We start from the raw sequence: 22980 nt of genomic DNA, 5'->3' as shown, positions 1-22980 counted from the left end.
CCGGGCACCCGATTTTTCGCAGAAAAATCGCCCTGCGTCCCACCGCGGGCTATTCGCGCGCGCGCAACACGCGGGCCGGACGGGCCGCAAGCGGCCGCCAGGCAAAAGCCAGCCCCGCCCCCAGCGTCGCCAGCGCGCCCCCCGCGACGATGGCGATCGCCGAAACCGGCTCGAACTCGTAACCGCCCATCATCACGAATTCCATCACGGCCCAGCCGGCAACACCGCCCGCCAGGATCGCCACCGCGCCCGCCGCAGCCCCCAGCAGGGCCGAGCGCAGGGCGAAATAGGCCAGCACCTGGCCGCGCACCGCGCCCACGGTTTTCAGAACCGCCGCCTCGTACACGCGCGCCCGCTCGCCCGCCGCCGCCGCGCCGATCAGCACGATCAGCCCGGTCACCAGCGTGGCCGCCGCGCCATAGGCGATGGCGGCGGCCAGCCCGTCCAGAACCTCGGCCACCCGGTCGATGGCATCGCGCACCCGGATTGCGGTGATGTTGGGATAGGCGCTGGCCAGGTCGCGCAGGATCGCGGCCTCGGCCTCGGGCGCGGCATAGATCGTGGCGATATGGGTGTGCGGCGCGCCTTGCAGGGCGCCGGGGTTCATGGAGATCACGAAACCGATCCCGGCGGTCGAAAAATCCACGTCCCGGAAACTGGTGACCTTGGCGGTGATGTCGCGGCCCAGGATGTTGACGGTCACGTCGTCGCCCAGCTTCAGGCCGATCTCCTCGGCCTCCTCGTCGGAAAAGCTCATCACCGCGGGGCCGTCGTAATCGGCAGGCCACCATTCGCCGCCGTTGACGATGGTCCCCTCTGGCGGCGCGGCGGCATAGGTCACGCCCCGGTCGCCGGTGACCACCCAGTGATCGCCGGCCACCTCGCGCGCGGGCTGGCCGTTGATCCGGGTGATGATGCCGCGCAGCATCGGCGCGGTCTGCACCTTGGACACGCCCGGATCGCCCTCCAGCCGGTCCAATACGCCGTCGAGCTGATGCGGCTGGATATCCACCACGAAATAGGAGGGCGCGACCTCGGGCAGTTCCTGGCTGATCGCGCTGCGCAGGTTGGCGTCGATCTGGCCCACCGCGGCCAGGATCGACAGCCCCAGCCCCAGCGACAGCACCACCGAGGTCGTCTCGCCCGCGGGTCCGCCCACGGCGCCCAGCGCCAGCCGCAGCGCCGTGCGCCCGCGCACGAAGCGCGCCCGTGCGGCGCGGCGCGCGCCCCAGCGCAGCGCGGCTGCCGCCAGAACCAGCAGCCCCAGCGCGGCCAGGATGCCGAAGGCCGACCACAGCGCCAGCGAGGGCACGCCGGAAAACCACGCCGCCACCCCGATCAGGGTCACCGCCAGCCCGACGATAGCCACCAGATAGCGCCAGTGCGGCCAGGCCCGCGTCCGCCCCACCGCATCGCGGAACAGGGCACCCGCGCGGACCTCCTCGGTCCGGGCCAGGGGCCAGAGGGTAAAGACCAGCGCCGTCAGCACGCCGTACAGCGCCGCCTCCGCCAGCGGTCCGGGGGCGATCCCGATCTCGGCGGGCACCGGCAATTGCGCCTGGATCAGCGGCGCAAAGACCAGCGGCAGCGCCGCGCCCAGCACCAGGCCGATCACGATACCCAGCACCGCCAGCGCCCCGATCTGGATCAGGTAGGCGGCAAAGATCGTGCGACTTTCCGCGCCCAGGGTCTTCAGCGTGGCGATCACCGCGGTCTTGCCGTCGAGATATGCGCGCACCGCGGCCGATACGCCCACGCCGCCCACGGCCAGCCCCGCCAGCCCCACCAGCACCAGGAACGAGCCCAGCCGCTCGACGAAGCGGGTCATGCCGGGCGCCCCGTTGCGCGCATCGCGCCAGCGCATCCCGTTATCGGCAAAGCGGTCCTCGGCCGCCTCTTCCAGCCCGGCGAAATCGGTACCCTCGGGCAGGTCCAGCCGGTATTTCGTCTCGAACAGCGTCCCCGGTTCCAGCAGGCCCGAGCCCTCCAGCGCCTGTGTGCGGACCAGCAGGCGCGGACCCAGGCCGAACCCGTCCCCTGCCCCGTCCGGTTCACGGGTCAGAACGGCACGGAATTCATAGGTGCCCGTGCCCAGGCGAAAACTGTCGCCGGGGCGCAGGCCCAGCCGGTCGGCCAGCACCCGTTCCATCACCGCGCCATTGCCCGCCAGCGCCGCGTCCAGCGGCATCGGCGGGTCCAGCGCAACCTGTCCGAACAGCGGATAGGCGGCGTCCACGCCCTTGACCTGGGTCAGGCCGCGTTCGGTGACGCCGTCGCGGTCGACCACCACCATCGAGCGGAAATCGACGATTTCCGACACGGTTCCGGCGGTGCGCTCCATCCACGCCCGCTCTTCCGGCTCGGCATAGCGGTAGGTGAAGGACATCTCGGCATCGCCGCCCAGCAGCACAGCGCCTTCGCGCTGCAGACCGGCGGTGATGCTTTCGCGGACCGAGCCCACGGCGGCGATCGCCGCCACGCCCAGCGCAAGGCAGGCGAGAAAGACGTAAAAGCCCCGCAGGCCCCCGCGCAACTCGCGGCGGGCGATGCGGGCGGCGACCGGCAAGGTCATTCCGCGGCCCTCCGCCCCTCTTGCCCGGCAACACGGCCATCGGCCAGCCGCACGATCCGATCACAGCGCGCGGCCAGATCCGCCGCATGGGTGACCAGGACCAGCGTCGCCCCGTGCCGGTCGCGCAGCCCGAACAAAAGATCCATGATCGCCGCCCCGTTGGCCCCGTCGAGGTTGCCGGTCGGTTCATCGGCCAGCAGGATATGCGGGCGGGGGGCTGCGGCGCGGGCCAGCGCCACGCGCTGCTGTTCGCCCCCCGACATCTGGCTGGGATAATGGTCCAGCCGCGCGCCCAGACCCACACTGCGCAACTCTTCCTCGGCGCGATCAAACGCGTCGCGGTGGCCCGCCAGTTCCAGCGGGGTCGCGACATTTTCAAGCGCGGTCATCGTCGGGATCAGGTGGAAAGACTGGAACACCACGCCCATATGATCCCTGCGGAACCGGGCAAGCTGGTCCTCGTTCATCGCGGTCAGGTCATGGCCCAGCGCCGTGACGGTGCCGCCGGTGGCGCGCTCCAGCCCGCCCATCAGCATCAGGAGAGACGACTTGCCCGACCCAGACGGCCCGACCAGCCCCAGCGTTTCGCCCCTGGCCACCTGCAGGGTGATGCCGTGCAGGATTTCCACCGGGCCGGCATTGCCGGCGAGCGTCAGGGTCACATCGTCGAGAGAGAGAATCGAGTCGGTCATGGGGCGCCTGTTCCGTCGTGCCATTGCCTCTGGATATGGGGTGCGGGCGGGCGCGCTCAACCTCACATTGGCGTTGGGGCTGATACTGACGGCCGGAACGGCCCTGGCCGGGCAGGTCACCATCGCGGCCCTGGGCGACAGCCTGACCCAGGGCTACGGCCTGCCGCAGGAGGACGGCTTCGTGCCGCAACTGGAAAGCTGGCTGCGCGATCAGGGCGCCGAGGTACGGGTGCTGAACGCGGGCGTTTCCGGCGACACCAGCGCCGGGGGGCTGTCGCGGGTGGACTGGACGCTGACGCCTGATGTGGACGCGATGATCGTGGCGCTGGGCGGCAACGACCTGCTGCGCGGGATCGACCCGGCCGCCACCCGCGCGAATATCGAGGGTATCCTGAGGGCCGCGCAGGATCGCGGCGTGGCGGTGCTGCTTGTGGGCATGCAGGCGCCGGGCAATTACGGCCCGGACTACAAGGCCGCCTTCGACGCGATCTTTCCCGAACTGGCCGCGCAATACAGGGCGCTACACTTCGAAAGTTTCCTGAAACCGCTGGCCGACCTGCCCGATCGCGGCACGGCGCTGCGCGAACTGATGCAGGGCGACGGTATCCACCCCTCGGCCACGGGCGTCGCGCTGATCGTGCAGGCCATCGGACCCGCCGTGCTGGACCTGATCGACAGGACACAGTGACCCCCTGCCCCCTAGGCGCACCGGGGAGAACCGGTTAAGGCTGGGCCGATCCACCCCACGGAACCGCCCATGACCACGCCCGATTTCTGCCTGACCGATACCGCCTGCCGGCACATGGTCCGGGCCGTGCCCACTGCCCGGCCCGATACCCCCGTTGCCGATGTGATCGCCACCCTGCGCGGGCAGGCTTTCGACTGCGCCGACACGGTCTTCGTCACCGATGCGGGCGGGCGGCTGGAAGGGATCGTGCGAATCAACGACCTGTTCGCCCGCCATGCCGACCGGATCGTCGAGATCATGGAACCCGAACACGAGGCGGTGACCGACCAGGCCGACCAGGAGGAAATCGCCCAACTGGCGATCAGTCTGAACATGATCGCCGTGCCGGTGGTCGATGACGTCGGCCGCCTGATCGGGGCGGTCCCGCCCGAGGCGCTGTTCCGGATCCTGCGCGCCGAACACATGGAGGATCTGCAACGCCTCGCCGGAATCGGCCCCCATGCCGCCGGCCCCGAGGCGGCACTGGATGCGCCCCTGCGCGACCGCTATGCCCGGCGGCTGCCCTGGCTGGTGCTGGGACTGCTGGCCTCGACGCTGGTCACGCTGGTCATGGTCCGGTTCGAAGAGGCGTTGCAGGCGAATGTCGCGGTCGCCTTCTTCGTGCCCGCGCTGGTCTATATCGCGGGCGCGATCGGGGCACAGGCGGTTTCGGTCTCGGTCAGGGGGCTGTCGACACAGGATGTGTCGATCGCGGCCCTGATGCGTGGCGAGGTGGTGATCGGGCTGGGCATCGGGCTGACGCTGGGGGTGCTGTCCGCCGCGGGGGTCTTTGCCATGTTCCGCGACGGGATGCTGGCGCTGGCCGTGGGGATCGCGGTGCTGGCGGGCGGGGCCGTTTCCGCCGTGGTGGGCTTTGCCCTGCCCTGGGCGTTCAAGCGTCTGGGATCGGACCCGGCCATGGGCAGCGGCCCGGTCTGCACCGTGATCCAGGATGCGGCCAGCCTGTCGATCTATTTCGCCGTTGTCACGGCGCTGATGCTTTAGGGGAACGCGATGGACCTGATCGACGAATTCGAGATACTCTTGGGCAAGGCCAATGTGCTGACCGGGGCCGATACCGCCCCCTATTCCACCGACTGGACCGGGAAATACACGGCCACGCCGCTCGCCGTGCTGCGTCCGGCCGATCGCGACCAGGTGGCCGCGATCATGCGGCTGGCCCATGCGACGCGCACGCCCGTCGTGCCGGTGGCGGGGCGCACAGGGCTGGCGGGGGGCGCGCTGGCCGAGGGCGCAGTGATGGTCTCGGTCGAACGGATGAACACCATTCGCGCCATAAACCCTACCGCGCGCACCGCCACGGTTGAGGCCGGCGTGATCCTGTCGCGTCTGCACGACGCCGCGGCCGAACAGGGCCTGAGCTTTCCCATGACTTTCGGCGCGCGCGACTCGGCGATGATCGGCGGGCTCTTGTCGACCAATGCGGGCGGGTCCAACGTGCTGCGCCACGGGACGACACGCGCGCTATGCCTGGGGCTGGAGGCTGTTCTGCCCGATGGTCGTGTGCTGGATGTGATGGGGGCCCTGCACAAGGATAATACCGGCTACGCCTTGCGCGACCTGATGATCGGGGCCGAGGGAACGCTGGGCATCATCACGGCCGCCGTCCTGAAACTGGTCCCGCAACCGCGCGCCCATGCCACGGCAATGGTAGCCCTGCCCGACCTGGACGCTGCGCTGGAGCTGCTGAACACCCTGCAAGAGACGAGCGGAGGTGCGGTCGAGGCGTTCGAATACATGCCCGACACCTATTTCCGCCGCCTTGCATTCTGCCACCCGGAGCTGCGTCCGCCGTTCAAGCAGACCTACGCGGTCGCCGTGCTGATCGAACTGGGTGCAACCGCCCCCCGCGACGCCGCAACCGACCCCGAAGGAAGGCTCCCGATGACGAGCCTGCTCGAAGAGGCACTGGCCAGGCAGATGGAAACAGGCAAGGTGATCGACGCCGTCGTCGCCCAATCCGGTGCACAGCGCGCCGAGATGTGGCAACGCCGCGAACTGGCCGCCGAGATCACCTTTTCGCGCCAACCGGCGGTGGATAACGACATCGCCCTGCCACTGGACCATGTCGGAACCTTCCTGGCCCGGATGGAAACCCGCCTACCCGAGATAGATGCCGGGGCCGAAACGATCACCGTCGGCCACCTGGGCGACGGTAACCTGCACTACGTCGTCTGGCCCACCTTGTGCGGCGATGCGATAAAGGAAGCGATCCGCGAAGCGGTCGAGGATGAAGTCGCCGCACTTGGCGGCAGCTTTTCGGCCGAGCACGGGATCGGGCTGTCGAAGCTGTCGACCATGGAACGGCGCAAGGACAAGGTGGCACTCGACGTGATGCGGGCGATAAAGACAGCCTTGGACCCCGACGATATCATGAACCCGGCAAAGCTCTTGCCGCCGACGGGATAACCCGCGATCCGATCACGCCTGGAGCAGGGTCGGAGACCGGGCTGGGGGCTCTGCCCCCGTCCTTCGGACTCCCCCGGGGTATTTTTCCAAGAAGAAGGCATATGCCAGCTTCTTCTTGGCGCAAATATCCTGGGGGTCCGGGGGCAAAGCCCCCGGTCGGTTGTTCCCCGACAGGTTTACAGCCGGCAGCCTAGGGTTCGATCCAGTCGAAAAAACCTTCCCCCGCCTGCTCGCGCAGTTTGAGGCCCAAATTGTGGCCCATTTCAGCGGCATCTTCGATCGGTGCGCGGTCATCGCCCTTGATGCTTTCACTGCCATCGGGGCGCAGAATTTCGCCGCGCAACCAGATCTGTCCGCCCTCGTGCTGTGCGAGACCGCCGATCGGCGTTTCGCAGGAGCCGTCCAGCGCCCCGAGGAATGCACGCTCGGCGGCCATCTGTTCGCCGGTTTCGCGGTGATGCAGCGCCTCCAGCAGATGGGCGGTCAGCGGGTCTTCGACGCGCCGTTCGATCCCGATGGCCCCCTGGGCCACGGCGGGCAGCATTTCCTCGGGCTCGATGGTCGAGCGCGCCACGTCGGCCATGTCCAGCCGGTTCAGGCCAGCCATTGCAAGGAAGGTCGCATCGGCAACGCCATCCCCGAGCTTTTTCAGCCGGGTTTGCACGTTACCGCGAAACTCAACGACTTTCAGGTCGGGGCGTTTGTTCAACAACTGTGCCCGGCGCCGCAAGGAAGACGATCCCACCACGGCCCCCTCATCCAGGTCAGCGAGCGCGGCGAACTTGTGCGAGATGAAAGCATCGCGAAAATCCTCGCGCGGCAGGAATGTATCGAGAACCAGGCCCTGAGGCTGTTCCACTGCCATGTCCTTGGTCGAGTGCACCGCGATGTCGATGCGCCCCTCGAGCATCGCGTCCTCGATTTCCTTGGTGAACAGACCCTTGCCGCCGATCTCTTTAAGCGCGCGGTCGAGCACCCGGTCGGCGATGGTGTTGATCACCACGATTTCGAAGGCATCCTCGGGCAGATCGAACGCCGCCATCAGCATCGATCGCGTCTGGTGCGCCTGCGCCAGTGCCAGCGGCGAGCCACGGGTTCCGATCTTGAGGGGTGAAGCGGGGGAAGGAAGTGTGATAGCCATGCGTCAAACCTCTATTCGCGTCACGTCGTCCTGACAACTCGGCCCGACTTGACATGCTGACGCAAGCAGGGGACGACAGGCGGAACTCTTAAACGGGGAATACGATGGCGGAAACCAAAAAACTTCTGAAATCTCTGGCTGGTGAAACACAGGACGTGCCGCCGGTCTGGCTGATGCGCCAGGCGGGGCGCTACCTGCCCGAGTACCGGGCCACGCGCGCCGAGGCCGGCGATTTCCTGTCGCTTTGCTATAATTCGGAACTGGCCGCCGAGGTGACGCTGCAACCGATCCGCCGCTACGCGTTCGACGCGGCAATCCTGTTTGCCGACATCCTGCTGCTACCCCAGGCGCTCGGGGCCGATCTGTGGTTCGAGACCGGTGAAGGGCCGCGGATGTCCACGATCACCGGACCGGACGGGCTGAAGGCACTGAAGGGCAAGGACGATATCCACGACCACATGGCCCCGGTCTACGAAACCGTGCGCATCCTGTCGCGCGAATTGCCGTCCGAGACCACGCTGATCGGCTTTGCCGGCGCGCCTTGGACGGTGGCCACCTACATGATCGCGGGCCGCGGCACCAAGGACCAGGGCCCGGCCCATGCCCTGAAAGCCGAGGATCGCGCCACCTTCGAGGCGCTGATCGAGCTTCTGACCGACGCCACCATCGAATACCTGTCCAAGCAGGTCGAGGCCGGCGCCGAGGTGATCAAGATCTTCGACAGCTGGGGCGGCTCGCTGAAGGGCGCGGATTTCGACAAATACGCGCTGGAACCTGCGAAAAAGATCATCGCCGAGCTGAAGGCGCGCCACCCGGGCCTGCCCTGCATCGCCTTCCCGCGCGAGGCGGGCGAGCGGTATATCGGCTTCGCCAAGGCGACCGGGGCGGATTGCGTTGCGCTGGACAACTCCGTCGATGCCGCCTGGGCGGCTGAAAACGTGCAATGCGACGGCTGCGTGCAGGGCAACATGGCGCCCTCGCTGATGGTCACTGGCGGGCAAGAGTTGATCGACGAGACCAAGCGGATCAAGGAGGCGTTTTCCAAGGGCCCGCATATCTTCAACCTCGGCCACGGGATCACGCCGGATGCCGATCCGGAAAACGTGACGATCATGCTGGAGGCGCTGCGCGGCTGAGACATGCGCCGGGCCGCCTGTCGCCCCGGATGACTGCTCAAATGCCGTCGCGGCGAGATAACCGCGGCGGCACATCGTGGTTTCGAGAGGGCAAGGTATCCCGGGACTGGTGGTAGGGACAAACCGCATCCGGGCGATCATCGAAGCCGCGCTGAAAGATACCATAATGCCCCGGCCGCTTGAACGATTGCGGCAATCGGACCCTTGCACGCGCGATGTGCTTGGGCGAAACCCGGCCGGGCGAACTTTGCCGAAAGGACCCCGCGATGCCGCAGATCAACAGCGTCAAGGATTACATCCGCACCATCGTCGATTTCCCCCACGAGGGGATCATGTTCCGCGATGTGACCACGCTCTTTGCCGATCCGCGCGGGTTTCGCATGGCCATAGACCAGCTTTTGCACCCTTATGCTGGCGCCCAGATCGACAAGGTTGTGGGGCTCGAGGCGCGCGGGTTCATACTGGGCGGCGCGATCGCGCACCAATTGTCCAAGGGATTCGTGCCGATCCGCAAGAAGGGCAAGTTGCCTGCGGCCACGATCGCAGAGGAATACAAGCTGGAATACGGCGAGGCGGTGGTCGAGATCCACGATGACGCGCTGCAACCCGGTGAAAAGGTGTTGATCGTCGACGACCTGTTGGCGACGGGCGGCACCTGCGAGGCTGGAATCAAGCTATGCGAACGGCTGGGCGCGGAAGTGATCGGTTGCGCCTTCATTGTCGACCTGCCCGACCTGGGCGGCCGCCGGCGCTTGCAGGCGATGGGCATGGATGTGCATGCACTTTGCGAATACGCTGGCGCCTGAGGCGAGCTTGCGACATGGGTATTTGAACCAAGAAGAAGACAGGACGCGGTCCCTTGTCCTTCTTCTTGGTTCAAATACCCATGGTCCGGACAGGGCCAGCGCCGCGTTCCTCAGGCAGGCGCGCGCAGGATCACACCGGGATTCATGATGCCGATCGGGTCAAGCGCCGACTTGATCGCGCGCATTGCCGCCAGTTTCGCCGGGTCGCAGTAGCATTCGATATCCTCCACCTTCAGTCGGCCCACGCCGTGCTCGGCGCTTACAGAGCCTCCGAGATCGTTCACCAGGTCATGCACGCAGCGTTTGACAGCGGCGCGCTTGTTCTCGTGGTCTGCGCGAGTCTCGCCCGGGGGCGGGAAGACATTGTAATGCAGGTTGCCATCGCCCACATGGCCAAAGCAGTTGATTCGAAATTCGCCGATCTCTGCCAGCGCCGGACCTGCGCGGGCAATCATTTCGGGGATTGCCGACAGGGGCACGGAAATATCGTGCGACGAGATCGCACCGATCCGGCGGTTGGCCAGTGGAATGCTTTCGCGCAAGGCCCAGAACTCTGCCCGTTGCGCCTGCGATCGAGCAATCAGCCCATCGCCGACAAGCCCGGCCGCATCAGCCTCGACGAAAAGCTCTTCCAATGCCGCCCCGGGGTCTTGTCCGGCACCCAGCCCAAGGTCGATCAGCACGGACCAATCCGGCGGATCGGGCCAGGGCTGGCGGATACCGGGCATGGTCTGGGCCAGGAAATCGAGGCCCATCCGGTGCATCAGTTCAAAGGCCGACACACCCTCGCCCAGTCTGGCCTGGGCGAGCGCAAGAAGTTCGAGCGCCGCAGCGGGGTCGCGCACCGCCAACAGCGCGGCCGCCTCCTGTGCCGGCCGCGGCACAAGTTTCAGGGCGGCGGCGGTAATGATGCCCAGCGTCCCTTCTGCCCCGACCAGCAGGTGACGCAGATCGTAGCCGGTATTATCCTTTCTCAGACGCTTCAGCCCATTGAGGATCGAGCCATCGGGCAGCACGGCCTCGATCCCGAGGCAGAGGTCGCGCGCATTGCCGTAGCGCAGCACGTTCACTCCGCCGGCATTGGTCGATAACAGCCCCCCGATCCGCGCGGAGCCTTCCGAGGCCAGCGAGAGCGGGAACAGCCGTCCGGCAGCCTCGGCTGCGGCCTGCACTTCGGCAAGGACCGCGCCGGCCTCGACCACCAGCACGTTTTCCCTTTCATAGAGCGCGCGGACCGCGCGCATCCGTTCGAGGCTGAGGATCACCGGTGCGGGGCCTTTGGCCATGATCTGTCCGCCCACCAGCCCGGTTCCGCCACCGAAGGGGACGATACCGATCCGGGCGGTTGCGCAGGCGCGCACGATTTCGGCGACCTCGTCCGTCGTGGAGGGCACCAGAAGCGCACCACCCTGCCCATGATAGCGCCCGCGCGGCTCCTCCAGGTAGGCCGGGGACAGTTCACGGAAGCTGGACGCGGGAAGACGCGTGTGAAGATCTGCGATGAAGGCTTCTGTCACGGGGCTCAGCATGGGCGATCCTTTCGCGTCGGATGAACCACGCTGCGCCCCGTTGCGCAAGTCTGCTACCCCGGATCGCTGATCGGGCGGGGATCCAGTACCATGACGGTGGGGCGGGAGGGAAGGCTGCGCAGCGAAACCTCAAGCGATGGGGAAGCGGGCCGCTCCACCGCGAAGACCTCTGAAATCCCGGCGAGAAAGCGTTCGAGCGAGCTGGGGCCGAACCAGTGCATCGGGATCACGACCGACGAGCGCAACCGGGTCAGGACGCGGATCATGGTTTCCAAGTCGAGCGTGAGGCCGCCATCGACAGGCGCCATCACCACGTCGAGCCGACCCAACGCGGCGTATTGCTGCGCGGTCGGTTCGTGATGCAGGTGGCCCAGATGCCCGATGCACAGGCCTGCAACTTCGAAAACGAAGATGGAGTTGCCATTCTCGCGCGTTCCGGCCCGGTCGATCCCGCCGCGCAGATCGGTGGGCACATTGCGCACCAGCATGTCGCCAAGTTCAAGGAAATGGTCTGCCGGGGCGCCGGAACGGTCAGGCCAGCCACGAAGGACATGTGGAATGGCGGGATCGGGAAAGGCAGTGAAATGGGTCTCGTGCGCATTGTTCATCGTCACCAGGTCGGGCAGGCGCGCGGATGGTCCAAGAAACCCGGTGTAATCGGTTGCCGCGACCAAACCTCCGGGCGTTTCGATGACGAAAGTGGCGTGGCCGACATAGCCGATGCGCACGGTATGGTCAGGCAGTGGCCCCCCGAAGGCGGCAAGCTGGACATGGGCGATGCCCGGCGCGGCCTCGGCCAGGGCGATGCAATGGCTTGGGCGGCGTTCCTGCGCCAGGGCGGGCAATGCCGCGAACAGGGCCAACAGGCATGCAAGCAGACGGATCATCGGCGGGCACCTCCTGGGGGGAACCTAATGCAGAAACGCGCGCTGTCACGGATTTGAAATCGCCTGTCCCCCTGAACGACATCGCGACGCGCAGGGTGCCCGACCGATCCGCACCGCCGCAAGGGGTGCCCCTGTCCCCCGGCTTCTAGCCAACCTCGGTCCGGCCGCGCCGATCGCCGCGCAGATTGGAGTAGAGGACATGGTTGCGCCAGCGCCCGTTGATCTGGAGATAGCTCTGTGCGACGCCCTCGTACTTGAAGCCGCATTTTTCCAGCACCCCGCGCGAGGCGGCGTTTTCCGGCAGGCAGGCGGCCTCGATCCGGCTGAGATCGCGCATGACAAAGGCATGATGGACCACCGCCTCGATCGCCTCGCGCATGTAACCCTGCCGCGCGAAGGGCTGACCGATCCAGTAGCCCAGCGTTCCCGATTGCGCCGGACCCCGCCGTATATTGTCCAGAGTGATCGCCCCCAACAGCACGTTATCACAGCGCCGGACCAGGAACAGGGGCAAGGCCGAGCCGGACCCGATGGCGCGTTGCGACCAGTAAACCCGGTTGGTAAACGCCTTGCGGCCGAGGTGATCGCGCGCCCAGGCCGGTTCCCAGGGGATCAGAAATGACGCGCTGGAGGCGCGCAACGCCGCCCAATCGTTGAAATCGCCATGAGCAGGCGGGCGCAGGGTCATCCGCTCGGTCTCGATTCGGACCTTGCGTTTGAGACCCAGCATCAGGCGGCAAGCCTGCCTTGCAACTTATCCAGCGTCGGCGCCTCCGCGACCGGGCCGTAAAGCGCCAGCGCCGGGCGGGCATGAGCGGCCAACTGGGCGGCAAACTCTCGCACGTCGCCGGTGGTGACCGCGTCGATATGGGCAATGGTTTCCTCAAGGCCGGGGACCCGGTCCCAGATCGACACGAGCCGCGCCAGCCGCTCGGCCCGGTTCGAAGGGCTTTCCAGGCCCATCAACAGCCCTGCCTTCATTTGCGCACGGGCGCGCGCGACCTCGGCCGGGGTCATGTCCTGTGCGCTTCGGGCAAGCTCTTCCATGGTCAGTTCTGCCAGTTCGCCAAGCTGCTCGCCGCTGGTGCCGGCATAGACGGTGACAAGGCCCGTGTCGGCATAAGACCCTGCCTGGGCAAAGACAGTATAGCAAAGCCCCCGCTTTTCCCGCAATTCCTGGAACAATCGCGAGGACATGCCGCCCCCCATGGCAGTAGCATAGATCTGGGCTGTGTAGACGGCAGGATCGCGATAGCCTGGACATTCGAAACCCAGCGCCATGTGGGCCTGTTCCAACGGCTTGACGACCCGATGCTCGCCCCCGACAAAACGCGCCGGTTCGACCGTGCCGGCCGGGGCGGGTTCGAGCTGGCCGAACAGCCCCTCGGCAAGGCGCACGATTTCGTCGTGATCGACCGCGCCCGCAGCGGACAGGATCATCTTCTCGGGCGTGTAATGACGCCGCACAAATGCAAAGAAATCGTCGCGGGCAAAGCCGCTGACCCGCTCGGCGGGGCCGAGAATCGGTCGCCCCAGCGGCTGGTCGGGATAGGCGACTTCTTGCATCCAGTCGAAGATCACGTCGTCGGGCGTATCCGCCACCTGCCCGATCTCTTGCAATATGACGCCGCGCTCGACCTCGATTTCGTCAGGGGCGAATTGCGGATTGAGAAGGATATCTGCCAGCACATCCAGCGCCAACGGCACATCGGCCTCAAGCACGCGGGCGTAATAGGCGGTCATCTCGCGCGAGGTATAGGCATTGATATAGCCGCCCACATCCTCGATCGCCTCGGCAATCTGAAGCGTGCTGCGCTTTTGGGTTCCCTTGAAGGCCATGTGTTCGAGGAAATGCGCGATCCCGTTCTCCGCGGGGGATTCGTTTCGTGCGCCCGCACCCACCCAGATACCCAGGGCGGCCGACTTCAGCCCCGGCATGGACTCGGTCACGATCCGCAGACCATTCGAGAGCCTGTGCAACTCTATGCTCACGCGCGGCGCCTTTCCTCGATCAGGGCTTTCAGGGCGGCAAGGTCGTTTTCCACCGCGCTGACCCGTTCGGGGCGATCGAACAGATCGGCCATACGCGACGGCAGGGCGGGGCGGATGCCGGTTGCGGCTTCGACGGCATCGGGGAACTTGGCGGGATGCGCCGTGGCCAGCGTGATCATCGGTGCGGCACTTGCGGGCTGGTCCTGCGCCACCTTAACGCCCACGGCGGAATGCGGGCAAAGCACCTCGCCCGTGGCCGCGAAAAGGGCGCGAATCGTGGCACGCGTCTCATCCTCGGACGCGCGGCCAGAGCCATAGGTTTCGCGCAAGGTCTCCAGCGCGCCCTGGCTGATGGTGAACCCGCCCTGCGATTTCAGCGCGTCCATCTGCTGGGCCACGGCGGCCCCGTCGCGGCCATAGGCCTCGAACAGGGCACGTTCGAAATTCGACGACACCTGGATATCCATCGACGGGCTGATCGTGGGCGTCACCCCGTGGGTTTCATAGGCCCCGCCGGTCAGCGCCCGATGCAAGATGTCGTTCTGGTTGGTGGCGATAACCAGCTTTTCGATGGGCAGGCCCATGCGCCGGGCGATGTAACCGGCAAAGATATCGCCGAAATTACCTGTGGGCACGGCGAACCTGACCGCGCGATGCGGCGCGCCGAGCGACACAGCGGAGGTGAAGTAATAGACCACCTGCGCCAGCACCCGCGCCCAGTTGATCGAGTTGACGGCCGACAGCCCCACCCGGTCGCGGAAGGCGAAATCGTTGAACATGTCCTTCACCCGGGCCTGGCAATCGTCGAAATCGCCTTTCACGGCCAGCGCATGCACGTTGTCCTCGGTCGGCGTGGTCATCTGTCGGCGCTGCACATCGCTGACCCGCCCCTCGGGGAACAGGATGAAGACATCGACATTATCGAGCCCCCGAAACGCCTCGATCGCCGCGGACCCGGTATCGCCTGAGGTCGCGCCCACGATCGTGATCCGTTTGCCCGAGCGTTCCAGAGATGCCTGGAACAACTGCCCGATCAACTGCATCGCAAAGTCTTTAAAGGCCAGCGTGGGCCCGTGGAACAACTCAAGCAGGAAGTGGTTGGACCCAAGCTGGACCAACGGCGCGCGCGCAGGGTGGTCAAAGCCCGCATAGGCGCGTTCGATGATCGCCTCCAGCGCGTCGTCGCCAAAGGCCGACCCCAGAAAGGGACGCATCACGCGCAGCGCCGCCTCTTCGTAGGGCAACCCCGCCAACGCGGCGATCTCGCGGGCCGGGCAATGCGGCACGGTCTCGGGCACGTAAAGCCCCCCGTCGCGCGCAAGGCCCGTCAGCATCGCCTCTTCGAATGTCAAAACCGGGGCCTGTCCCCGCGTGGAAACGTAGCGCATGTGCCTGCCTATCCGTAAGACACCCGCCTGATACGCCAGACCATGGGCGGTGTCACCCCAAGACAGGTCAAACATCACGAAGAGAGGACGAACATCCGGGTGGGACGGTCCGGCCCCGCGGGAGCGCGCGGCGCCGGACGATCTGGCGAGACAACCCGATATCGGGGCCTCCCCGGTTCCCAGCAGGGGATTTTTCCTGCGTTCGCCGGCGGGATGGGAATAAATCCCTGCCCCACCGTTGTTTCCACGACTAAAGTTAAACATATTGAGCAGGACAGCGCAAGAAAAACCTGCGGCAATCTGCCGCTTTTGATCCAGATCAAGGACGCCCGAGCGGAGTTTCCCATGCAGCACCCTTCCTTCCGCCCCTTCGACACGATGCTCGACCGTGACCGCGCGCTTGCGCTGCTGCGCAGGGCGACCGACGGGGCCGAGGATGGCGAGTTGTTCCTGGAACGCCGCCGGTCCGAGGCGCTGAGCTTTGACGACGGGCGGGTGCGCACGGCCAGCTATGACGCCTCCGAAGGGTTCGGGCTGCGCGCGGTGAGCGGCGAGGCCGCGGGATATGCCCATTCCACCGAGATATCCGAACCTGCCCTGAAACGGGCGAGCGAAACCGCCCGCCTCGCGGTGGACGCGGGCGGCGGCAGGCTGGCCGATGGCCCGGCGCCCAGCAATCGCCGCCTCTATACCGATGCAGACCCGATGGCCGATGCCACGTTCGGCGCGAAGCTGGACACCCTGCGCGAGATAGACGCCTTTGCCCGCGCATTGGATCCGCGCGTGGTGCAGGTGACGGCGACACTGGCGGCATCGTTGCAAGAGGTTGTCATCCTGCGCCCCGATGGCACGCTGTTGGCCGATACCCGCCCCATGACGCGGCTCAATGTTGGCATCATCGTCGAAGAGAATGGCCGCCGTGAATCCGGCAGCCACGGGGGGGGCGGCCGCGAGGGCCTGACCGGCCTCATCGACCGCGCCAACTGGCAGGCCAGCGCCCGCGAGGCGTTGCGCATCGCGTTGGTTAACCTGGACGCCGAGGCCGCCCCCGCGGGCGTGATGGATGTCGTCCTTGGCCCCGGCTGGCCCGGCATCCTGCTGCACGAGGCCGTGGGGCACGGGCTGGAGGGCGATTTCAATAGAAAGGGCAGCTCGGCCTTTGCCGGGTTGATGGGAAAGCAGGTGGCCGCGCGCGGCGTGACGGTGGTGGATGACGGCACCATCCCGGATCGGCGCGGATCAATCAGCGTCGATGACGAGGGCACCGCCTCGAACCGGACGGTGCTGATCGAGGACGGAGTGCTTGTCGGCTATATGCAAGACCGTCAGAACGCCCGGCTGATGGGGGTTGCGCCCACCGGCAACGGGCGGCGCGAAAGTTTCGCCCACCCGCCGATGCCGCGCATGACCAATACCTGCATGCTGTCTGGTACGGACGACCCCGCCGCGCTGGTGGCCGACCTGTCGGACGGGATCTACGCGGTGGGCTTTGGCGGCGGGCAGGTGGACATCACAAATGGCAAGTTCGTTTTTTCCTGCACCGAGGCCTACCGCGTCAGGAACGGCATCATCGGCGCACCGGTCAAGGGTGCCACGTTGATCGGCGACGGACCGACGGCGATGCAACGGATCCGCGGCATCGGCAATGACATGGCACTGGACCCCGGAATCGGCACTTGCGGAAAAGCCGGGCAATGGGTGCCGGTGGGCGTGGGCCAGCCGACGCTGTTGATCGGCGGGCTGACCATCGGCGGCGCGGCGGCATGATGGCAGGAGACATGGGTATTTCGACCAAGAAGAAGGGAAGGCCGGGCGCATCGGCCAGACATGGCAGAAATTTTCCCGCGGCGTTCACCTTGCATTAACCTTACAACGGTCAGAGTGGGGCCACGGATGAGCGGAGCTGCCAGACGTGGAGAATATGTCTTCCTGCCCCCCCCTCGCACCACCCCCCCGGGAAGATGCCCTGGTTTCGTGGCTTCGTCTCATCCGGTCGCGCCGTGTCGGCCCGGCCACCTTTCACCGGCTCATGGGCGATCATGGCAGCGCCGAGGCCGCGCTCGAGGCGCTGCCCAGGCTCGCCCGCGATGCCGGCGTGAGCGATTACATGGCATGCTCCGCCGACCTGGCGCACCGTGAACTGGAATGCGGCCGCCGCCTGGGCGCGGTGCCGCTGATCCATGGCGGGCCCGGCTATCCCGGTGCGCTGATGGACCTGCCCGATGCGCCTCCCTTTCTGTGGGCTCTAGGGCGGGTGGGCCTGACCGGGCGCCCGATGGTCGCGCTGGTCGGCGCGCGCAATGCCTCGTCGCTGGGCACGCGGATGGCCCGGCGGATGGCCGAGGGGCTGAGCGCGGCGGGATTTTCCGTCGTCTCGGGATTGGCGCGCGGCATCGATCGCGCCGCGCACATGGCAGCACTTGAGAGAGGGACGGTGGCAGTGCAGGCCGGGGGCATCGACGTGCCCTATCCTGCCGAGAACACGCAGCTTTGCCACGAGATCGGCGAGAAGGGGCTGAGGCTGAGCGAGAACCCCGTCGGCCTGCAGCCGCAGGCCCGCCATTTTCCCCAGCGCAACCGGATCATATCGGGGCTTGCGCTGGCGGTCGTGGTGGTTGAGGCAGCGGCCCGTTCGGGCAGCCTGATCACGGCGAAAAACGCCTTGGACCAAGGACGCGAGGTGCTGGCCGTGCCGGGTCATCCGCTGGATGCGCGGGCCGCGGGCTGCAACATGCTGATCCGTGACGGTGCCGTGCTGGTACGCGGGCCCGACGATGTGCTGGAGATCCTGTCCGGCACCGCGGCGCCGGCCTTGCCCGGCATGGCCGAGGTCGTGACCCCACCTGTATCCCGGCCACATGTGCCCGACACGCCAGCACCGCGCCTGCGCGCAACCGAGATTCGCCGCATGCCGGGCAGTGCCAGCCCCGACGCCCATTCCAAAACGGCCAGCCTGCACCGCCAGATCCTTGATCGGCTGGGGCCCTCGCCGCTGGCGGAGGACCAGTTGATCCGCGATATCGGTTTGCCGCCCGGACATGTGGCGCCCGCACTGGTCACGCTGGAACTGGACGGGCGCATCGAGCGGGCGCCGGGCGGTTTCCTGTCCCGCCGCATCTGAGGCCGCAGCGCCGTTTCGTGCCGCCCTTGCAACGGGTGCAGGGCGCGGCGCGCCCGTGCGATCCGACGCGCCGTTCCCTGGCCCCTGCCCCGGACCGCCGACCCCAACCGGCCCCGTGACCGGCGCATTGACAATTTGCATCACTCCGCCACATGGTCCGCCGCCAAGGTCATATGCCGCGAGTCGAAAGGAATTTCATGCCCGTCGTTGTTGTCGAATCCCCGGCCAAAGCCAAGACGATCAACAAGTATCTTGGGGATGACTACACGGTCCTGGCATCCTATGGCCACGTGCGCGATCTGCCACCCAAGGACGGGTCGGTCGATCCCGAGCATGATTTCGAAATGAAATGGGAGATCGCGAGCGACAGCCGCAAACATGTCAAGGCGATCGCCGACGCCCTGAAAGAGGACAACGCGCTGATCCTCGCCACCGACCCCGACCGCGAGGGCGAGGCGATTTCCTGGCATCTTGAGGAAGCCCTGCGCAGCCGCAAGGCGATCAAGAAGGACACCGCCGTCAGCCGCGTGGTGTTCAACGCGATCACCAAGTCCGCCGTGACCGAGGCGATGAAGAACCCCCGCCAGGTCGACGAACCGCTGGTGCATGCCTACCTGGCGCGGCGCGCGCTGGATTACCTGGTGGGCTTCAACCTGTCGCCGGTGCTGTGGCGGAAACTGCCCGGTGCGAAATCCGCGGGGCGCGTGCAATCGGTCTGCCTTCGGCTGATCGTCGAGCGCGAGATGGAGATCGAGGCCTTCCGCGCCCGCGAATACTGGTCGGTCAAGGCCATCTTCGCCACCCCCCGCGGCCAGACCTACGAGGCCCGGCTGACCGTTCTGGGCGGCAAGAAGCTGGACAAGTTCGACATCGCCACAGACACCGCCGCCGAGCTGGCCGTGCAGGCGATCACCAGCCGCGAGTTCACCGTCGAGGCCGTCGAGGCCAAGCCCGCCAGCCGCAACCCCGCCCCGCCCTTCATGACCTCGACCCTCCAGCAAGAGGCCAGCCGCAAGTTCGGCTTCGGCGCGCGCCAGACCATGCAGGCGGCGCAACGGCTCTACGAGGCGGGGCATATCACCTACATGCGGACCGACGGCATCGACATGGCCCCCGAGGCGGTGATGGCCGCCCGCGACGCGATCAAGGACCGCTACGGCGCCGATTACGTCCCGAAATCGCCGCGGATGTACAAGAACAAGGCCAAGAACGCCCAAGAGGCCCACGAATGCATCCGGCCCACCGACATGACCCGCGACGCGGCCAGCCTGCGGGTGAGCGATGCCGACCAGAAGAAACTGTATGACCTGATCTGGAAACGCACGCTGGCCAGCCAGATGGAGGCCGCGCGGCTGGAACGCACCACTGTCGACGTCACCAGCGGCGACAAACAGGTCAGCCTGCGCGCCACCGGCCAGGTCGTTCTGTTCGACGGCTTCCTCAAGGTCTACGAAGAGGGGCGCGACGATGTCGTGGTCGACGACGAGGACAAGCGCCTGCCCCAGATCGCGCAGGGCGAGCCCGCCAAACGCCAAAGCGTCACCCCCGAACAGCATTTCACCCAGCCGCCCCCCCGCTATACCGAGGCCACGCTGGTCAAACGGATGGAGGAACTCGGCATCGGCCGGCCCTCCACCTATGCGTCCATCGTCACCACGATCCAGGACCGCGGCTATGTGCGCAAGGACAAGAACCGCCTGATCCCCGAGGACAAGGGCCGGCTGGTGACCGCCTTCCTGTCCAACTACTTCCAGAAATACGTGGGCTATGAATTCACCGCGAACCTGGAGGACGAGCTTGACGACGTGTCCGCCGGCAGCCGCGACTATCACGACGTGCTGGCCCGCTTCTGGCGCGATTTCTCTGCGGCCCTCGCCGAAACCGCCGACCTGCGTATTTCCGAGGTTCTGGACAAGATCGACGAGGTTCTCGCCCCCCACCTCTATCCCGCGCGCGAGGATGGTGGCGACCCCCGCGTCTGCCCCAAATGCGGGCTGGGGCGGCTGAACCTGAAGACCGCGCGCTCGGGGGGGGCCTTTATCGGCTGCACCAACTATCCCGAATGCCGCTATACCCGCCCGCTGTCGGCCCCCAATGGCGACGACCCTGCCGCCGAACTGGACGGCAAGGTTCTGGGCCATGACGACGGCGAGGAAATCACCCTGAGAAATGGTCGTTTCGGCCCCTATGTGCAAAAGGGCGAACCGACCGAGGACCAGCCGAAACCGCCCCGTGCCAGCCTGCCCAAGGGCTGGGCGGCCGAGACGATCGACCTGGAAAAGGCGCTGATGCTGCTGTCGCTCCCGCGCGAGATCGGCGCCCACCCCGAGGATGGCGAACTGGTCGAGGCGGGCATCGGCCGCTATGGCCCCTACGTCAAGCACGGCCGCGTCTATGCCAACCTGCCCGACGTGGAAGAGGTGTTCACCGTCGGCATGAACCGCGCGGTCGAGGTGCTGGCCCAGAAAAAGACCCGCGGCCGGGGGGCCTCTGCCGCCAAGCCCCTGCGCGAACTGGGCGAACACCCGGAAAAGGGCGGCGCCGTCAACGTGATGGAGGGCCGCTATGGCCCCTACATCAAGTGGGACAAGGTCAACGCCACCCTGCCAAAGGACGTGGACCCCGCGGATGTGACCATAGGCATGGCCGTGCAACTGATCGCGGAAAAGGCCGCCAAGAAGGGCGGCAAGAAGGCCGCCGCCAAGAAGCCGGCGGCGAAAAAGACCGCGACGAAAAAGACCCCGGCCAAGAAGACCGCCACGCGCAAGACCGCCGCCAAGAAAGAGGATTGATCGACGGGGCCGGCGTGACGGCCGGCCCTGCGGTTCATTGACTTGCCCCTGCCCCTTCGCCACAACTTGCGCCAATGGTTCGAATGGGGAGTGTTCCATGAACAAGGTATACGACAGCGCCGCGGAGGCCCTGGACGGGCTGCTTTTCGACGGCATGTTCATCGCCGCGGGCGGTTTCGGCCTGTGCGGCATTCCGGAGTTGCTGATCGAGGCGATCAAGGACGCGGGGACCAGGGACCTGACCTTCGCCTCGAACAACGCGGGCGTCGACGATTTCGGCATCGGCATCCTGCTGCAGACCCGCCAGGTGAAAAAGATGATCTCGTCCTATGTGGGCGAGAATGCCGAGTTCATGCGCCAGTACCTGTCGGGTGAGCTTGAGCTGGAATTCAACCCCCAGGGCACGCTCGCCGAACGGATGCGCGCCGGCGGCTGCGGCATCCCCGGTTTCTACACGAAAACCGGCGTGGGCACCCAGATCGCCGAGGGCAAGGAACACAAGGAGTTCGACGGCGAAACCTACATCCTGGAACGCGGGATCGTGGCGGACCTGTCCATCGTCAAGGCATGGAAGGCCGACACCACCGGCAACCTGGTGTTCCGCAAGACCGCCCGCAACTTCAACCCGCCCGCCGCGATGTGCGGCAAGGTCTGCGTCGCCGAGGTGGAGGAGATCGTCGAACCCGGTCAGCTTGACCCCGACAAGATCCACCTGCCCGGCATCTACGTGCACCGCCTGATCAAGGGCGACCACGAGAAGCGCATCGAACAGCGCACCACGCGCGCCGCGTAAGGGACCCCGCCATGGCACGTTCCGGCACGTTTTTCGAAGAGGTCGAGACCCTCGGCGAAGAGGCGGCCGGATACCTGCACGTGGCGCAGCGGGTGGCCGATGCCCATTTCGGCCCCGACGTGACGAAAGAAATTCCACTCCTGGTGACGCAGACGGCACAGCTCATGGCAAGCCTCGCGGCCAGAACCGAACGGGAGAACGACTGATGCCCTGGGACCGCAACCAGATGGCGGCGCGCGCCGCGCAGGAACTGAAGGACGGGATGTATGTGAACCTCGGGATCGGCATCCCGACGCTGGTCGCGAACTACATCCCCGAGGGCGTGCACGTCACGCTGCAATCGGAAAACGGGATGCTGGGCCTTGGCCCCTTTCCGCTGGAGGGTGAGGAAGACCCCGACCTGATCAACGCCGGCAAGCAGACCATCACCGAACTGGCCCACTCGGCCTATTTCGACAGCGCGCAAAGCTTTGGCATGATCCGCGGCGGCAAGATCGCGATGGCGATCCTGGGCGCGATGGAAGTGTCGGAAAACGGCGATCTGGCGAACTGGATGATCCCCGGCAAGCTGGTCAAGGGGATGGGCGGCGCGATGGACCTTGTCGCGGGCGTCAAGCGCGTGGTGATCGTGATGGACCACACCAACAAGCATGGCGACAGCAAGCTGCTGAAGGAATGCACCCTGCCGCTGACCGGGACCGGCGTGGTCAGCCGGATCATCACCAATCTGGGCGTGCTCGACGTGGTCGAGGGCGGTCTGAAGATCGTGGAATGCGCCGAGGGCGTGACCGAGGACGAGATCCGCGCCGCGACCGAGGCGACCATCGTCAACTGACCGGCGGAATGCCGGGAACCGGGCCGTGTGGGGGCAGGCCCCGCGCGGCCCCTTGCCGTTAAGGGCGCGGGCGGCCGCAGCGGTAACGTTCTGACCGAACCGGGGTCACCTAGCCGTCCGATTCTGCCGCTATCGCCGG

19 protein-coding genes are annotated in these 22980 nt (G+C 66.5%); 11 read left to right on the top strand and 8 right to left on the bottom strand.

Annotation, left to right across the window (positions count from 1 at the left end):
- Positions 1–49: 49 nt before the first annotated feature.
- Both EV663_RS04315 and EV663_RS04310 read right to left on the bottom strand, forming a co-directional pair.
- On the bottom strand, positions 50–2572 hold the full coding sequence (locus EV663_RS04315; protein WP_132950560.1) for an ABC transporter permease: 2523 nt from the start codon (positions 2570–2572) through the stop codon (positions 50–52).
- Complete coding sequence (locus EV663_RS04310) at positions 2569–3264, bottom strand: ABC transporter ATP-binding protein (RefSeq protein ID WP_132950559.1); 696 nt, start codon at positions 3262–3264, stop codon at positions 2569–2571. Before EV663_RS04310 ends, EV663_RS04315 begins: the two co-directional genes overlap by 4 nt.
- Here EV663_RS04310 and EV663_RS04305 point away from each other — a divergent pair.
- The 3 genes from EV663_RS04305 (at position 3263) to EV663_RS04295 (ending at position 6421) form a co-directional block, all read left to right on the top strand.
- Positions 3263–3952, top strand: a complete 690-nt coding sequence (locus EV663_RS04305) for an arylesterase (protein ID WP_132950558.1) — start codon at positions 3263–3265, stop codon at positions 3950–3952. The two genes, EV663_RS04310 and EV663_RS04305, sit on opposite strands and share 2 nt — an antisense overlap.
- A 69-nt stretch (positions 3953–4021) precedes the next feature.
- Positions 4022–4996 (top strand): magnesium transporter, encoded by a 975-nt coding sequence (locus EV663_RS04300; protein WP_132950557.1) that lies wholly within the window; start codon positions 4022–4024, stop codon positions 4994–4996.
- A gap of 9 nt (positions 4997–5005) precedes the next feature.
- Positions 5006–6421, top strand: coding sequence for an FAD-binding oxidoreductase (locus EV663_RS04295; protein ID WP_132950556.1), 1416 nt, complete (start codon positions 5006–5008; stop codon positions 6419–6421).
- 190 nt (positions 6422–6611) lie between these two features.
- On the opposite strand, the gene hemC is transcribed toward EV663_RS04295, so the two are convergent.
- Positions 6612–7562 carry a hydroxymethylbilane synthase gene (gene hemC, locus EV663_RS04290; RefSeq protein ID WP_132950555.1) on the bottom strand — a complete coding sequence of 317 codons (951 nt, stop codon included), beginning with the start codon at positions 7560–7562 and terminating at the stop codon, positions 6612–6614.
- Between the two features lie 104 nt (positions 7563–7666).
- Between hemC and hemE the strand changes: the two genes are divergently transcribed.
- Both hemE and EV663_RS04280 read left to right on the top strand, forming a co-directional pair.
- The gene (gene hemE / locus EV663_RS04285; RefSeq protein ID WP_132950554.1) at positions 7667–8698 is read left to right on the top strand and encodes a uroporphyrinogen decarboxylase; all 1032 of its coding nucleotides are present in this window, start codon (positions 7667–7669) and stop codon (positions 8696–8698) included.
- 266 nt (positions 8699–8964) lie between these two features.
- Entirely contained in the window at positions 8965–9504 is a 540-nt protein-coding gene (locus EV663_RS04280) for an adenine phosphoribosyltransferase (RefSeq protein ID WP_132950553.1), read from the top strand.
- A gap of 110 nt (positions 9505–9614) precedes the next feature.
- On the opposite strand, the gene EV663_RS04275 is transcribed toward EV663_RS04280, so the two are convergent.
- The 5 genes from EV663_RS04275 to thrC form a co-directional block, all read right to left on the bottom strand.
- Entirely contained in the window at positions 9615–11033 is a 1419-nt protein-coding gene (locus EV663_RS04275) for an FAD-binding oxidoreductase (protein ID WP_132950552.1), read from the bottom strand.
- A gap of 53 nt (positions 11034–11086) precedes the next feature.
- Entirely contained in the window at positions 11087–11920 is an 834-nt protein-coding gene (locus EV663_RS04270; protein ID WP_132950551.1) for an MBL fold metallo-hydrolase, read from the bottom strand.
- A gap of 145 nt (positions 11921–12065) precedes the next feature.
- A complete protein-coding gene (locus tag EV663_RS04265) occupies positions 12066–12650 on the bottom strand; it encodes a GNAT family N-acetyltransferase (protein WP_132950550.1) in 585 nt (194 codons plus the stop codon).
- Positions 12650–13912, bottom strand: coding sequence for a M16 family metallopeptidase (locus EV663_RS04260; RefSeq protein WP_132950549.1), 1263 nt, complete (start codon positions 13910–13912; stop codon positions 12650–12652). Before EV663_RS04260 ends, EV663_RS04265 begins: the two co-directional genes overlap by 1 nt.
- Positions 13909–15300: a threonine synthase gene (thrC, locus tag EV663_RS04255; RefSeq protein ID WP_132950548.1), complete on the bottom strand. Its 1392-nt coding sequence runs from the start codon at positions 15298–15300 to the stop codon at positions 13909–13911. The genes EV663_RS04260 and thrC overlap by 4 nt, the downstream gene beginning before the upstream one ends.
- A gap of 345 nt (positions 15301–15645) precedes the next feature.
- Here thrC and tldD point away from each other — a divergent pair, with 345 nt between their 5' ends.
- The 6 genes from tldD to EV663_RS04225 all read left to right on the top strand — a co-directional run bounded on the left by tldD (position 15646) and on the right by EV663_RS04225 (position 22841).
- On the top strand, positions 15646–17067 hold the full coding sequence (tldD, locus tag EV663_RS04250; RefSeq protein ID WP_132950547.1) for a metalloprotease TldD: 1422 nt from the start codon (positions 15646–15648) through the stop codon (positions 17065–17067).
- Between the two features lie 154 nt (positions 17068–17221).
- Positions 17222–18421, top strand: a complete 1200-nt coding sequence (gene dprA / locus EV663_RS04245) for a DNA-processing protein DprA (protein WP_132950689.1) — start codon at positions 17222–17224, stop codon at positions 18419–18421.
- A 197-nt stretch (positions 18422–18618) separates the two neighbouring features.
- The gene (topA, locus tag EV663_RS04240; protein ID WP_132950546.1) at positions 18619–21213 is read left to right on the top strand and encodes a type I DNA topoisomerase; all 2595 of its coding nucleotides are present in this window, start codon (positions 18619–18621) and stop codon (positions 21211–21213) included.
- Positions 21214–21310: 97 nt separating this feature from the next.
- Complete coding sequence (locus EV663_RS04235) at positions 21311–22006, top strand: CoA transferase subunit A (protein WP_132950545.1); 696 nt, start codon at positions 21311–21313, stop codon at positions 22004–22006.
- An 11-nt stretch (positions 22007–22017) separates the two neighbouring features.
- Positions 22018–22212, top strand: a complete 195-nt coding sequence (locus EV663_RS04230; protein ID WP_132950544.1) for a hypothetical protein — start codon at positions 22018–22020, stop codon at positions 22210–22212.
- Positions 22212–22841 (top strand): CoA transferase subunit B, encoded by a 630-nt coding sequence (locus EV663_RS04225; protein ID WP_132950543.1) that lies wholly within the window; start codon positions 22212–22214, stop codon positions 22839–22841. The genes EV663_RS04230 and EV663_RS04225 overlap by 1 nt, the downstream gene beginning before the upstream one ends.
- Positions 22842–22980 lie beyond the last annotated feature (139 nt).

Origin of the sequence: Rhodovulum bhavnagarense, from assembly GCF_004343505.1 — a bacterium.
GTDB lineage: Bacteria > Pseudomonadota > Alphaproteobacteria > Rhodobacterales > Rhodobacteraceae > Rhodovulum > Rhodovulum bhavnagarense.
The sequence above is the reverse complement of the archived record's forward strand: the minus strand, read 5'-3'. Positions and strand labels throughout refer to the sequence as shown.